The sequence below is a fragment of the Streptosporangium vulgare genome (assembly GCF_042428775.1).
Lineage (GTDB): Bacteria > Actinomycetota > Actinomycetes > Streptosporangiales > Streptosporangiaceae > Streptosporangium > Streptosporangium vulgare.
Genome location: NZ_JBHMBS010000001.1, coordinates 778050 through 791341 on the forward strand (window position 1 = coordinate 778050; position 13292 = coordinate 791341).

Sequence of the window (13292 nt, forward strand, 5' to 3'; positions counted from 1 at the left end):
TCATCGGTTCCTTGTGTCGGGAGAGGGGGAGGGGGAGGGGGACAGCGGGGGTTTCGTCGTCGCGGAGGTCGCGGAGGTCGCGGAGGTCGCGGAGGTCGCGGAGGTCGCGGAGGTCGCGCGAGCCCGGCGAGCGGAGGCGGGGGTGAGCCGCGCCACGGCCGGGCGCAGGCGCCCGGCGAGGCCGAGCAGCCCGCCGGGCAGGAAGAGGACGATGACGACGACCGCGGCGCCGTACAGGATGCGGGCCGCCTCGGCGGGCGACACCCCGCCCGAGCCCGGCTCGGCCACCAGCGGCAGGGCGTCGCTGTAGCGGCTGAGCAGCTGGGGGAGCATCGAGATGAAGATCGCGCCGATCACCGCGCCCGCGACGGAGCCGAGCCCGCCGATGATGATCATCGCGAGGTAGTCGAGGGAGAGCAGCAGGCCGAAGTAGTCGGGCACGGTGCGCTGGAAGACCAGCGCGATCAGGACCCCGGCCAGCCCGCCGTACATCGACGACAGCACGAACACGCCGGCGCGGTAGCGGGCCACCGGCACGCCCATCACCCCGGCCGCGATCTCGTGGTCGCGGATGGTGTTCATGGCCCGCCCGGGACGGCCGCGCAGCACCCCGCGGGCGAACAGCGCCGCGCCGGTCAGCAGGACCAGCCCAAGGAACCAGAGCCGCTCCAGCGACCCGAACGGCACCCGCGCCACCACCAGCTCGGGGGTGTCGGCGAACGCGAACCCGAACAGCTCCATCGGCGGCACCGTCCGCCCGTTGTACCCGCCCGTCACGGGTTCGGCGTTGAACAGCACGTGCTGGCCGACGAAGATCAGCGCGAGGGTGGCGATGCCGAGGTAGGCGCCCTTCAGGCGTCCCGCGATGGGGCTGAACACCCCGCCCGCGACGCCCGCCGTGAGCACCGCGAGCAGCGCCGCGACGGGGGTGGGCAGCCCCAGGCCGCCGAGGGCGTGCGCGCCGCCCTCCGGCTCGGAGCCGAAGTAGACGTAGGCGTACGCGCCGACCGCGAGGAAGAACGCGTGGCCCATGGACAGCTGGCCGGTGGCGCCGGTCAGCAGGTTGATGCCGATCGCCCCGATCGCCGCCGACATCGCGAAGAGCCCGGCCTGCAGCCAGAAGCCCTCCAGGTAGAACGGTACGGCGACCGCCGCCGCGGCCAGCGCGACGCAGGAGAGGATGACCTTCTTAGACACGTGCCAGCTCCCTCGTCCCGAACAGCCCCGCGGGGCGGATGAGCAGGACGACGATCATCACGAGGAACGGCGCGACGTCGCCGATGCCCCGGCCGAGGAAGGCCAGGTCGTTCTGGTAGCCGCTCATCATGGCCTCGGTGACGCCGATGATCAGCCCCCCGGCGAGCGCCCCCGTGGTGGAGTCGAGGCCGCCGAGGATCGCCGCGGGGAACGCCTTCATCGCCGCGAACGTGGTGCTGCGGTCCAGCCCCGGGGTGGGGAAGACGCACAGGAAGAGCGCGGCGACGGCGGCGAGCGCCCCGGCGACCGCCCAGGCCCCCATCGAGACCCGCCCGCGCCGCACCCCCATCAGCGCGGCGGTCTCCGCGTCCTCCGCGGTGGCGCGCATGGCGATGCCCCAGTTCGTGTACTTGAACGCGAGCAGGAACGCGGCGATCAGGGCCGCCGCGACGGCGAGCGCGACCACCCGGGTCTGGGCGACGCTGACGGCCCCCAGGTGCAGCACCCGGTCGCGCCACGGATCGCCCAGGGCGAGCACGTCGGTGCCGATCTGCCTGGTCAGCTCGGTCGTCAGCACGATGTCGACGCCGATCGTCACGATCGCCAGCACGCTGTGCGAGGCGACGTTCGCCCTGCGGATGATCAGGAACTCGATGAGGGCGCCCACGACGGCCGCCCCGGCGACGCCCAGCAGCAGGGCGGTCCAGAAGCCGACCGACGGGTGCAGCCTGGCCACGACGAAGCCGCCGACCAGCAGCAGCGAGGCGTGCGCGAAGTTCACCACCTCGGTTGCCTTGAAGATGATGACGAAGCCCAGGGCGATCAGCGCGTACACGGCTCCGACGGAGATCCCGTTCACCAGGAGTTCGAGAAAAGTGATCACGAAGCGACCTCCTCGTCCTTGCCCGCGGTGTCTCGGGTCGTCGTTTTCCCGGCGTTCTCGGTCTGCTCGGCCTGCTCCGTGCTCCGGGGCAGCGCGTCCTCGACCAGGGTGTCCTTGGCGGGAGTGCCCTCCGCCGCCGCGCCCAGGTAGGCGCGGACCACCTCGGGGTCGTTCTGCACCTCGCCGGGGGGCCCGTCCGCGATGCGCCTGCCGAAGTCCAGGACCGTCACCGCGTCGGCGAGCCGCATGACGATCCCCATGTCGTGCTCGACCAGCAGGATCGAGATGCCGAGGCTCTCCCGCACCGCGACGATCAGCCCGGCCATGTCGCGGCGCTCGCCGCCGTTCATGCCGGCGACCGGCTCGTCCAGCAGCAGCAGCCGGGGCTCCATGCACAGGGCCCGCGCCAGCTCCACACGCTTCTGCACGCCGTACGGCAGCAGCCCGACGGGCGTGGCGAGCCGTTCGGAGAGCCCGACGAACGCCGCGATCTCGGTCACCCGCTCGCCGTGCGCGGCCGCCTCGCGCCGGGCCGACGGCAGCCGCAGCCCGGCCGAGACGAACCCGGCACGGGTGAGCCGGTGGCGGCCGAGCATCAGGTTGTCCCGCACCGACAGGCGCGGCGACAGGGCGATGTTCTGGAAGGTGCGCGCCACCCCCAGGGCGGCGATGCGGTGCGGGGCCAGGGAGGTCAGCTCCGCGTCGCCGAACCGCACGCTGCCCGAGGTGGCGCGGTAGACGCCCGACAGGACGTTGAAGCAGGTCGACTTGCCCGCCCCGTTGGGCCCGATCACCGCGTGGACGCTGCCGGGCTCGACGCTGAAGCCGACGGCGTCCAGCGCGGTGAGCCCGGCGAAGCGCACGGTCACGTCACGCACGTCGAGCCGGGGAATGGAAGTGTCCGTACCGTCCGGTTGGTATGTGTCACTCACGCGGACCACCTCGCCAGTGCCGGGCGGGCGGCCACCGGGCTCCCCGCGGCTCCCGGGACGACCGGGACCGGGTCCTCGATGCCCAGGTAGCGGCGGCGCACCTCGTCGCTCGCGGCGAGCTCGGCGGCCGGTCCCGACAGCACCACCTCGCCGACCTCCAGCACGTAGGCGTGCGAGGCCAGGGAGAGGGCCATCGCGGCGTTCTGCTCCACCAGGAGCACCGTGGTGCCCCGGGCGTTGATCTCGCGAACGGTGTCGGCGATCCTGGCGGCCATCATCGGCGCGAGCCCCAGGGTGGGCTCGTCCAGCAGCAGCATCCTCGGCCCGGCCATCAGCGCGCGGCCGATGGCGAGCATCTGCTGCTCGCCCCCGGAAAGCAGGCCCGCGCGCTGCCCGGCGCGTTCGGCGAGCACGGGGAAGAGCGCGAGCACGCTCTCCCGCGCCTCGGCCGCCGACCGCCGGTCGGGCGCGCCGAGGGCGCCGGCCCTCAGGTTCTCCTCCACCGTCATCCGCGCGAAGACCCTGCGCCCCTCGGGCACCTGGACGACGCCCCTCGCCACCACGGCCGAGGTGGCGGCGCCGGACAGCCGCGTACCACCGAACCCGACCTCGCCGGCGGTGATCCCGCCCCGGTGGAACCTGAGGGTGCCCGACACGGCGCGCAGCAGGGTCGACTTCCCCGCGCCGTTGCCGCCGAGCACCGCGACGACCGAACCGCGCGGGACGTCCAGCGAGACACCCCGCAGGGCCAGGACCGGGCCGTAACTCACCGCCAGATCCCTGACGACCAGCCCGGAGTCTCCGGGCGGGCGAGGGTCGTGCACGTCCATGTGTGCCTCCTGACAGCCGATGAACGCACCCAACCGAGGCGTTTCACCGGCGTCCAGAGGGCGGGGTGAAGTCGGGGCGGGCGCCCATGCGGGGCGGGTGCCGGTTGTGCGCTCGCACAACCCGGGGTCACGAAACAGAACAGAACCTTGTTCGGCCAGGTTCCTTGCTGTCACGATCCCCAGATGGGGACCCGGCCGGTTACGGACGACGAAGTACGCAGGATCATGCGCCTGGCCGCCCGCAGGCTGCTGCGCAGACTTCCCGAGCTCACCGACGAGCTCGTCGCGAAGATCCGCGACACCGACGAGGCGTACCGGCGGATGGTCCCCACCGACGACCACTGGCAGAGCGTCTACGAGGCGATGCGTGACGGTATCGGCGCCATCCTGCTGCCCCGCTCCGAACGATGTGACCTGCCGCAGGCGGAGAAGACCGCCCGGCGCAGGGCGGAGCAGGGACTGCCCATGGACTCCCTGCTGCGCAGCTACCGGCTCTCCGCGCAGGTGATGTGGGACGGTCTCATCGACGTGGTCGCCGAAGAGGAGTCAGACAGCCTGCCGGTCCTGCTCCGCAGCGCCACGAAGGTGTGGCACGCCATCGACAGGCAGGCGATCGCCGCCGCCGAGGCCTACCGAAGACGGGAGGCCGAGATGTTCGGCCGCACAGCCGAGAGGGTCCAGGCCCTGCTCGACGCGCTCCTGGAGGACCGGGTCGACGCCGCCCTCGTCCGCAGCGCCGCCGCCGGGCTCGACCTGCCCGAGCTGGGCCGGTACGCCGTCGTCATCACCCGGCTGCCCGGCCGCCACGACCACGGGGACGACGCCCCTCGGCCGACCGCCCTGGGCGTGATGCGCCTGCTGTGGCGGATGCGCCCCGACTACGAGGTGTCGGTCGTGCTGCTGCACGACGCGAACATGGACGACCTGGCCGAAGAGCTCCGCCCGCACGTCACCGGGTGCGCGGGGATCAGCCCGGTCGTGGAGGGGCTGGCGGAGCTGGGCCGCGCCAGGCGGCTCGCCGAGCTGGCCCTGCGGACCTGCGTGGGCGAGGGCCCGGAGATCGCCAGGCTGGAGGACAGGCTGCCCGCCGCGCTGGTGGTGAGCCAGCCCGAGCTCGCCGGTCATCTCAGCGGCGCTGTGCTGCGGCCCATCCTCGCCCTCGACCAGGCCGACCGGGAGGTGCTCCTCGGCACCCTGGAGGCGTGGCTGCGGTGCGAGGGCTCGGCCATGCGCGCCGCGGGGCAGCTGTACTGCCACCGCAACACGGTCTTCAACCGCATCCGCCGCATCGAGCAGCTCACCGGCCGGTCGCTCGCGCGCCCGCTCGACATCGTGGAGCTCACCCTCGCCCTCGACGCGGTACGGCTGCTGCCCGTCATCTGATAATCACACTTTGCTCTCCTGGGTGCTTAGCGTGTGGCACAAAGGGGCAAAGGAGAGGGATACCCGCGCCAGGCTGAACCGAGGTGGTGTCAATGCTGATCGGTACGATTCTGCGAGGCAAGGGAGCGGAGGTGGTGACCGTCCGCCCGGACGCGACGGTCACCGCGCTGCTGGCCGTGCTGGCCAAGAAGAACATCGGTGCCGTGGTGGTGTCCGAGGACGGCTCGTCCATCGCGGGCATCGTCTCCGAGCGCGACGTCGTGCGGCGGCTGTACGACCGCGGCGCCGGAGTGCTGGACGAGGCGGTGTCGTCGATCATGACGACCGAGGTCCGCACCTGCCCGCCGGACGCCGACGTCGACGACCTCCGCCAGACGATGACCACGCACCGCATCCGGCACGTGCCGGTCGTGGACGCCGGCCGGCTGGCCGGGATCGTGAGCATCGGCGACGTGGTCAAGAGCTCCATCGAGGCGCTGGAGACCGAGAAGGCCCACCTGGTCGACTACCTCCACCGCTGATCCCGTGCCCGCGACCCCGGGTGAGCCCGGGGTCGCGGGCACGGACAGGTCCGGGTTTCGCGAGCCCGGACGGGCCCGAGCCCGCGAGTCCGAGTGAGCCCGTATGGGCCCGATCCCGTGAGTCCGAGTGAGTTCGGACGGGCTTGAGCCCGCGAGTCCGGACGGGTTCGGGATCGGGTTCGTGAGCGCGGGCAGGCCCGAGTTCCGGTGAGCCCGGATGGGCCCGGCGCGTCGCGCCGGGCCCATCACGTCGTCACTACTGAACGGTTATCTTGTCCACCTCGATCGTCAGGCCCTTGACCTGCGGTGTCGACGTGCCCGTGGTCACCGTGCCGACCCCGGGGCTCACGCCCTTGATCTTCATCGTGTAGCTCAGGCTGCCTCCCGGGGCGCCGGGGGTGCTGGACACCCGGAGGTCCTCGGCCGGCGGGCCGGTGATCTGGCCGCCCGCGGTGCCGTCGGCGTTCTCGGCGCCCACGGTGAGGCCGTAGCCCGCCGGGGGATCGCCGGGCAGGTTGTCCGGGTCGTAGGTGTAGGTGATGTCCTCGGTCCCGTTCAGGCCGATCCACTGCTGGAAGACCTTGAGGTCGCTCGTGCCGTAGAGGTTGACCCGCCACTCGATGACGAGCCAGTCACTCACGCCGTCGGTCAGCGTGCCGGCGTAGACGCCCGGCGTGCCGGTGCCGTCCAGGTCGGTCCAGTAGGGGGCGAGCACGTTGTTCGGCGTCGCGGGGTCGGGCAGGGTCTGCGGCTGGTACGACACGTCGGCCGCGCCCGAGCTTCCCCCGGCGATCGTGTAGCCGTTGGAGACGATGCCGAGCCTGGTGTAGGTGTTGCCCGCGTACTGGAACGGGGGCACGGTGAAGTTGATCGCCTGCTCGTCGCCGATCGGCGTCGGCGCGATGCCGAAGGCGTCGAGCGGCAGGTACGGGGCCGGACCGGTGCCCGGGGTGATGCCCGGCCTGTCCGGCTGCCTGGCCGCGAGGGTGGTCTTCGTCGTCGCGATCTGGGAGCCGACCTTGGTGGCGCCGGTCACCGAGTTCAGGCGCAGCCTGCCGTCCAGCGTGCTGACCGCCGTGACCTCGGCGTTCTCCAGGGTGTCGTTCTGCACGGTCACCGTGCAGGTGGACTCGCCGGTGTCGCGCGGGATGGTGGCCGGTGCGCAGGTCTGGTCCACCGGGATGGCGCCCTCCTTGCGGACGAACGCGACCGGCAGGTGCAGGTTGCGCGAGCCGCCAACCTGCTTGAGGTTCACCTGGCCGAAGTACTGGCCCTCGGGCAGGTCCGGCGCGGTGATCACCACGCTGAGCTTGACGCTCTTGCCCGCCTTCACGCTGAAGAGCGGCGGCAGCACCGTGATGTTCGCGCCGCTCACGGTCGTGCCCGTGGCGGTGAAGGTGAGCGTCTTGTCCGTGACGTTGGTGAACGTCCGCTTGGCGGTGATGAGCCCGGGCATGATCGGGGCGTTCACCGACGGCAGGTTCAGGTCGATGCGGTTCAGCGGGTCGTCGGCCGAGGCCGTGAAGTTCTCACCCGTCTCGTTCAGGGTGAGGCCGGGGTCGCCGGCCTTGGTCAGGTCGATGCGCCCGCCGCCGGTGTCGAACGGGTCGGCCGGGGTGACGCGGTCCTGCTTGGTGACCGAGGTCTTGGCCGTCGTCTCCAGCGCGGACTTCACCTGGCCCGGCGTCCAGTCCGGGTGCAGCGCGAACACCAGGGCCGCGGAGCCCGCGACGTGCGGCGACGACATCGAGGTGCCCGAGATGACCTGGTACAGGTTGCCCGGCGGGCCACCGGCCGGACCCTCCAGCAGCGGCGTCTGACCGGCCAGGATGTGCAGGCCGGGGGCGGTGACGTCCGGCTTGAGGAAGTCGCCGCCGGGGCCGCGCGAGGAGAACGTGGTGATGGCGTCGCCCTGCCAGGTGGTCTTGGTGCCCTGGGTGAACGAGGCCGTCGTGCTCGGGTTGGCCGACAGGAACGCCAGCAGGGCGTCACCTTCGGGCTTGTCGATGTGGACCGAGGGGACCCAGTGGTTGTCCGTCATCACGTCGAGCGGGGTGGCGTTGTACAGGATCATCCCGGCCGCGCCGCCCTGCCGGACGTTGAAGCCCTTCAGGACCCGGTCGGGACCGCGCTCACAGACGACGATCTTCCCGGTGAACAGGCCCGGGGGAGCGGGCGAGGTGCAGAGCGGGTTGGAGTACGGCGGCGCCGAGGCCCGCACCACCGGCAGCGCGGAGGCGATGCCCGGGGTGATGGAGGCGCCCTTCACCGTGGCCGTCGCGCCGCCGGAACCGGTCAGCGTGATCGTCGACTGGAAGGTCCTGGTCTGCGTGGAGGCCGCCACCGTGGTCACCCACGGGCTGACGTGGTTCACGGTCGCCGCGCCGGGACCGGCGTTGCCCGCCGAGGCCGAGACGAGCACGCCCGCCGAGTACGCGTCGAGGAAGGCCAGCTCCACCGGGTCGCTGTAGGGGGAGGTGCCGCCGGAGATCGAGAAGTTGATCACGCGGACGCCGTCGAGGATGGCCCGGCCGACCGCCTGGGCGGAGTCGGAGGGGTAGCAGCCGGCCTCGCCGCAGACCTTGTAGACCGACACGTGCGCCGCCGGGGCGATGCCGTGGATCGGCCCGCGGCTGATGCCGAGCGGGTTCGCGTCGGCCACCGGGCCGCCCGCCGAGGTCGTCGCGGTGTGCGTGCCGTGGCCGTTGGAGTCGCGGGCGCTGTCCGGGAAGGTCTCGCCGCCGACGTTCGCGTTGTAGGTCTCCAGGAACGGGGCGCCGCCGATGATCTTCCGGTTGCAGACGAACGGGTCGGCCGCGGGGGTGAGCGGGTTGTCGCCGAAGTTGCAGACGCGCGGCGTGCCGTCCTTGGTCGCGGGCGCGGCGGGCAGCGTGCCGGGGTCGGCGAACTGGGGGTGCTCGGGCCAGGCGCCGGAGTCCAGGATGCCGACGATGACGCCCTTGCCCGACGAGGAGCTGCCGCCCAGCTTGCTGTAGATCGCGGGCGCTCCGATGAACGCGGGGCTGGAGTCGGTCAGCAGCTGCTCGGGCTTGTCCTCCTGGACGGCGGCCACACCGGGCAGCTTCAGCAGCGAGGCCGCCTTGTTGGCGGGGACGCGCAGCGCGATGCCGCCGTAGACGGTCCGCAGCTTCTGGCCCGCCTTGGCGCCTGGAACGTTCCTGGCCAGCTCGGCGAGGAAGGTGTTCTCGACGTCCTCGATGTGCTTCTGGTATTTCTTCGCGTCGCCGCTCTTGATGTCAAGAGCCTTTCCGGTCTTCGCCGGACTCGTCGCGGGAAGTCCTTCGAGGCCACCCTGATAGGCGGCGAAGGAGTCGTAGTCGAGCTTGACCATCACGTTGACCGTGGCGCCCGAGGTCGACTTCAGCAGCCCCTCGTCACTCCGGGCGAGTTTGCCGGTGGGGGACTTCGCGCCCTGGACCGGCTCACCCCCGGTCAGGGGAGTCGCCGTCCACTTGGCGGACGGCGTGGGGGTGGGGGTGGGATCGGCGCTCGCCGGCGGCGCCATCGCCGCGACGAGCCCGACGCCGGCGGCGAGTACCGCCACGCGCCTGATCCTCGGTAAGTAGGGCTTCCTGGCCAACGAGACCTCCTGTAGGCACGCATGAACCGCTGAGCCGCAGGAAGGGAGACCAGCCGCGCGCGCCCGGGGGCGGGGCATGACGGAAGGCCGTGACCCTCCCCGGTGGGTGACGCGCGATCGGCCACCCGGTAAAGGCGGCCGATCATGACAGGGAGCCTAACTAGAGGGCATTTGTTTGCCTAGATCGTTAAATTGACACAATAATCGTGGGAATTGGTCAAATTTGCTCGCAGACTCGACAGGTGATCCGGTATCCCGGAGGTCGGTGGCTTCGGGCCTTCTCCGTATCGGCGCGATGTGAGATCGCGGGCGGCTGTGACCGTGGGGCCTGATCGCCGGGGCCCGCCGAGAAGGTGAGGCGGCCGGGAGGGTGGGGCGGCGGAGAAGGCGGGGCGGCCCGCCCCGCGTAAACTGGCCGCACCTGACACGCGGGAGGCTCGGTTGAAGCTCAAGCTTGATCTACACCCCCTCTACAACAAGGGCGGGGAGATCGACAAGGCGCTGCGGGGCATCATCGACGAGGCCATCAGGAAGAAGGCCACCGAGGTCGAGATCATCCCCGGCAAGGGCTCGGGCCAGCTGAAGAAGAAGGTCCTGCGCTTCCTGGAGCAGAAGGAGATCAAGGCCCTCTACCACCGCATCGACAAGGACGCCAAGAACCACGGCCGCCTCTTCGTCTACTTCCGCTACAAGTAGACCGGCGACCGCTCCAAGGCGGGCTTCCCGGCAAGTGTTGAAATCCTTCGAAGACATCCCGAGGCGCCGGTCGTGGTGGGCCCGCGCTCCGGGTGAGCGGCGGACGGCGGCGAGAGCCCGCCGCCGGCCGGTCCGTTCATCCCTTCAGGCCCGAACGGGAGATTCCCTCGATGACCCAGCGCTGGGCGACGAGGTAGAGCACGATCACCGGCAGGCTGGCAATCACCGCCCCGGCCATCAGCAGGTCGTAGCGGATGCTGTTGGCGCTCTGGAAGTTGCCCAGGCCCGACGGCAGGGTCAGGGACTCGGGGCTGAGCAGCACGAAGATCGGCCACAGGAAGTCGTTCCAGTTGGTCAGGAACGACAGCAGGAACAGCGTGACCAGCGCCGGGCGGGCCAGCGGGAGCGCGATGGTGGTGAAGATCTGCCACCGGTTGCAGCCGTCCAGCTCGGCGGCCTCCTCCAGCTCGCCGGGCAGGGTGACGAAGAACTGCCGCAGGAAGAACACGCCGAACGCCCCGGCCGCCGCCGGGACGATCACCGCGGGCAGGCTGTCCACCCAGGCGAGTTCGTTGACGATCAGGAAGTTGGGGATCAGCAGCACCACCGGCGGCACGAACAGCGTCGCCACGACCGTCGCGAAGATCGCGTTCCGGCCGCGGAAGCGGAGCCGGGCGAGGGCGTACGCGGCCGGCGCGGCGGTCACCAGGACCAGGGCCGCGTGGCCGGTGGCGGCGGCGAGGCTGTTGACGAACCAGGTCACGATCGGGCTGTCGGCACTGCCGAGCAGTTCCCGGTAGGCGTCCAGGGAGAGCGGGTCCGGGATCCACCGCGGCTCGGTCGCCCCCGCCGCCTCGCGAGTCTTGAACGAGGTGGAGAGCATGTAGACCAGCGGGCTCAGGTAGAGCGCCGCGATCACCGCCAGGACGAGGTGCAGCAGGGCGCGCCGCAGCCGCCGGGTGTCGGGGGTCATCGCCCGCTCCTGTCTCTGAAGGCGCCGAAGACCAGGGCACTGGCCGCCATCAGGAACGCGGCGAGGATGAAGCTCATCGCGGACGCGGTGCCCATGTCGAACTGGCGCAGGCCGGTCTCGGCGATGAGGTAGATCGCGGTCTTCGTCTGGTCGGCGGGGGCGCCGCGGGTGATCAGGTAGGACTGGCCGAACATGTTGGCCGAGGCCAGGATCGTGGCGTTGACCACGAACACCGTGACGGGCCGCAGCCCCGGCAGGGTCACCGACCGGAACCGTTGCCAGGCGGAGGCGCCGTCGACCATCGCGGCCTCGTGCAGCTCACGCGGGACGTCCTGGAGCCCGGCGAGGAAGATGACCGAGTTCAGGCCGAGCGTCCACCAGACCGTCACGCCTACGAGGGCGACCCAGGCGGGCGGCACGTCGGTGGTCCACTGCACGTTCAGGCCGAGGTAGTGGTTGACCAGGCCGATGTTGCCGTCCAGCAGAAACTGCCAGACGAACCCGACGACCGCCACGCCCAACACGTACGGCGCGAAGTAGACGGCGCGGTAGACGTTGCGCCCCGCGAAGCGGCCGTTCATCAGCAGCGCGACCAGCAGGGGCAGCACGATGAGCAGCGGCACCGACGCGACGGTGAAGATACCGGTGGCCCGCATGGCCGTCCAGAACCGTGAGCCGTCCACGCTGGCCGGGTCGAACAGCTCGGCGTAGTTCTCCAGCCCGACGAACGGCTTGTCCGGCAGGTTGATGTCCCACTCGTGCAGGCTGGTCCAGAACCCGAAGCCGATCGGCAGCAGCATGAAGACGGTGAAAAGCGCGAGGTAGGGGGCGAGGAAGGCGTACGGCGTCCAGGGCCGCATCCTGGGCGTGGTCCTGCCGCCGCCGGGCCGGTCCGGCCCGGCGGCGGGGGGCCGGCCCTTCCGCTCGGCGAGCAGGCTCACTTCTCGTACTTCCGCTTGTTGGCGGCGAGCAGCTTGTCGGCGGACGCCACGCCCTCCTTCAGCGCGTCGGCCGGGGACGCCTGCTTCAGCACGGCCTTGGCCACCGCGAGCTCCAGCGCCTTGGACTGCACGTCTCCGACGCCGGGCAGCGGCGGCAGGAAACGGAAGATGCTCACGTCGGAGGCCATCTTGATCTGCGGCAGGTCCGCGATGGCGGGGTCCTGACGGGCGGAGTTGCGCGCGGGGATCATCCCGGCCTTGGCCCACTCGGTGGACTGGCGGCCGATGTGGTCGATGAAGAACTTGGCCGCCTGGACCTTGTTCGGGTCCTTGCCCGCCTGGGAGGTCATCACGAAGTTGTGCGAGGAGGCCCAGGCCGCGGCCGTGCCGCCGATGTTCGGGATCGGGGACATGCCCCACTTCAGCGACCTGGCGTTGGTCTTCAGGTCATTGATCTGCCAGATGCCGTCCCAGGTGAAGCTGACCTTGTCGTTCTTGAAGGCGGCGTACTGGCTGTCCTGGGCGACCTTGGCCGGGCTGAGGCCCTTGTCGATCTGCTCGACCATCCAGCCCAGGGCCTTGGCGCCCGCCTCGGAGCCCCAGAGCGCGTTCGCGCCGTCCTCGCTGTAGAGCTCGCCGCCGAACTGCCAGAGCAGACTCATGAACATAAGGTGAGCCGGCCACTTGCCGGGCATCCAGAACGGGTTCTCGATCCCGGCCTGCTTGAGCCTGCCCAGGGCGTCCTCGTACCCGGCCCTGTCGGCGGGGGCGTCGTCGAGGTCGATCTTCTCCAGGTGGGAGGCGTTCCAGTAGTCGGCCAGGCTGTGCACGTCCAGCGGGACGCTGTAGCGCTTGCCGTCGTAGATCCCCGCGTTCCACACGGCGGGGATGAAGTCGGACTCGCTGAGCTTCAGCGCGCCGACCACGTCGTCCAGCGGGATCAGCGTCTTGCGGGTGGCGAAGGTGCCGATCCAGTCGTTGTGGATGACCGCCACGTCCGGGCCCTTGCCCGCGGTGATGGCCGTCGGCATGGCCGGGTAGAGGTCCTCCCAGCGCCGGGTGACGTTGCGGACCTCGATGCGCCCGGCGTACTCCTTGTTGAACGCCTCCAGCATGGTCCGCATGTGCGGGCCGTCGCCGCCGGTGAAACCGTTCCAGTAGTCCAGGGTCACCTTGGGGCCGGAGTACTCCCCGCCGGAGAAGGTCGGCGCGGCCGAGGCCGGGGAGGAGGCGCCGGATCCGAGCTTGGTACCGCCGCAGGCGGCCAGCGCGGCGGTGAGACCGGCGGCGCCGGTCAGGCCCATGAACGAGCGGCGGGACAGGGGGCTGGTCATG

Annotated in this window: 11 protein-coding genes; 3 read left to right on the plus strand and 8 right to left on the minus strand. The window is 71.0% G+C overall.

Going from position 1 to position 13292, the window contains the following annotated elements; translation table 11 throughout:
• The 4 genes from ACFFRH_RS03250 to ACFFRH_RS03265 are packed head-to-tail and all read right to left on the minus strand — an operon-like array spanning nucleotide 1 to nucleotide 3842.
• On the minus strand, nucleotides 1–1197 hold the full coding sequence (locus tag ACFFRH_RS03250; RefSeq protein WP_344743257.1) for a branched-chain amino acid ABC transporter permease: 1197 nt from the start codon (nucleotides 1195–1197) through the stop codon (nucleotides 1–3).
• Nucleotides 1190–2080, minus strand: a complete 891-nt coding sequence (locus tag ACFFRH_RS03255) for a branched-chain amino acid ABC transporter permease (protein ID WP_386153969.1) — start codon at nucleotides 2078–2080, stop codon at nucleotides 1190–1192. Before ACFFRH_RS03255 ends, ACFFRH_RS03250 begins: the two co-directional genes overlap by 8 nt.
• Complete coding sequence (locus ACFFRH_RS03260) at nucleotides 2077–3012, minus strand: ABC transporter ATP-binding protein (protein WP_386153972.1); 936 nt, start codon at nucleotides 3010–3012, stop codon at nucleotides 2077–2079. Before ACFFRH_RS03260 ends, ACFFRH_RS03255 begins: the two co-directional genes overlap by 4 nt.
• The gene (locus ACFFRH_RS03265; RefSeq protein ID WP_386153975.1) at nucleotides 3009–3842 is read right to left on the minus strand and encodes an ABC transporter ATP-binding protein; all 834 of its coding nucleotides are present in this window, start codon (nucleotides 3840–3842) and stop codon (nucleotides 3009–3011) included. Before ACFFRH_RS03265 ends, ACFFRH_RS03260 begins: the two co-directional genes overlap by 4 nt.
• Nucleotides 3843–4025: 183 nt before the next feature.
• Here ACFFRH_RS03265 and ACFFRH_RS03270 point away from each other — a divergent pair, with 183 nt between their 5' ends.
• Both ACFFRH_RS03270 and ACFFRH_RS03275 read left to right on the plus strand, forming a co-directional pair.
• Nucleotides 4026–5225: a PucR family transcriptional regulator gene (locus ACFFRH_RS03270; RefSeq protein ID WP_386153978.1), complete on the plus strand. Its 1200-nt coding sequence runs from the start codon at nucleotides 4026–4028 to the stop codon at nucleotides 5223–5225.
• A 92-nt stretch (nucleotides 5226–5317) separates the two neighbouring features.
• Nucleotides 5318–5746, plus strand: coding sequence for a CBS domain-containing protein (locus ACFFRH_RS03275; protein ID WP_386153981.1), 429 nt, complete (start codon nucleotides 5318–5320; stop codon nucleotides 5744–5746).
• A 256-nt stretch (nucleotides 5747–6002) separates the two neighbouring features.
• Here ACFFRH_RS03275 and ACFFRH_RS03280 read toward each other — a convergent pair whose 3' ends face one another.
• On the minus strand, nucleotides 6003–9311 hold the full coding sequence (locus tag ACFFRH_RS03280) for a S8 family serine peptidase (protein ID WP_386153984.1): 3309 nt from the start codon (nucleotides 9309–9311) through the stop codon (nucleotides 6003–6005).
• 477 nt (nucleotides 9312–9788) lie between these two features.
• Between ACFFRH_RS03280 and ACFFRH_RS03285 the strand changes: the two genes are divergently transcribed.
• Entirely contained in the window at nucleotides 9789–10043 is a 255-nt protein-coding gene (locus tag ACFFRH_RS03285; RefSeq protein ID WP_329093428.1) for a Smr/MutS family protein, read from the plus strand.
• A 136-nt stretch (nucleotides 10044–10179) separates the two neighbouring features.
• Here ACFFRH_RS03285 and ACFFRH_RS03290 read toward each other — a convergent pair whose 3' ends face one another.
• The 3 genes from ACFFRH_RS03290 to ACFFRH_RS03300 are packed head-to-tail and all read right to left on the minus strand — an operon-like array spanning nucleotide 10180 to nucleotide 13291.
• A complete protein-coding gene (locus tag ACFFRH_RS03290; protein WP_344745315.1) occupies nucleotides 10180–11016 on the minus strand; it encodes a carbohydrate ABC transporter permease in 837 nt (278 codons plus the stop codon).
• Nucleotides 11013–11957 carry a carbohydrate ABC transporter permease gene (locus tag ACFFRH_RS03295; RefSeq protein ID WP_344745314.1) on the minus strand — a complete coding sequence of 315 codons (945 nt, stop codon included), beginning with the start codon at nucleotides 11955–11957 and terminating at the stop codon, nucleotides 11013–11015. Before ACFFRH_RS03295 ends, ACFFRH_RS03290 begins: the two co-directional genes overlap by 4 nt.
• Nucleotides 11954–13291 (minus strand): extracellular solute-binding protein, encoded by a 1338-nt coding sequence (locus tag ACFFRH_RS03300; protein WP_344745313.1) that lies wholly within the window; start codon nucleotides 13289–13291, stop codon nucleotides 11954–11956. Before ACFFRH_RS03300 ends, ACFFRH_RS03295 begins: the two co-directional genes overlap by 4 nt.
• Between the last annotated feature and the right edge of the window lies 1 nt (nucleotide 13292).

Excerpts from the sequence above, each read along its gene's own strand:
- ACFFRH_RS03265 (WP_386153975.1), bottom strand. The coding sequence starts at position 3,842 with ATGGACGTGCACGACCCTCGCCCGCCCGGAGACTCCGGGCTGGTCGTC.
- ACFFRH_RS03270 (WP_386153978.1), top strand. The coding sequence starts at position 4,026 with ATGGGGACCCGGCCGGTTACGGACGACGAAGTACGCAGGATCATGCGC.
- ACFFRH_RS03275 (WP_386153981.1), top strand. The coding sequence starts at position 5,318 with ATGCTGATCGGTACGATTCTGCGAGGCAAGGGAGCGGAGGTGGTGACC.
- ACFFRH_RS03290 (WP_344745315.1), bottom strand. The coding sequence starts at position 11,016 with ATGACCCCCGACACCCGGCGGCTGCGGCGCGCCCTGCTGCACCTCGTC.
- ACFFRH_RS03300 (WP_344745313.1), bottom strand. The coding sequence starts at position 13,291 with ATGACCAGCCCCCTGTCCCGCCGCTCGTTCATGGGCCTGACCGGCGCC.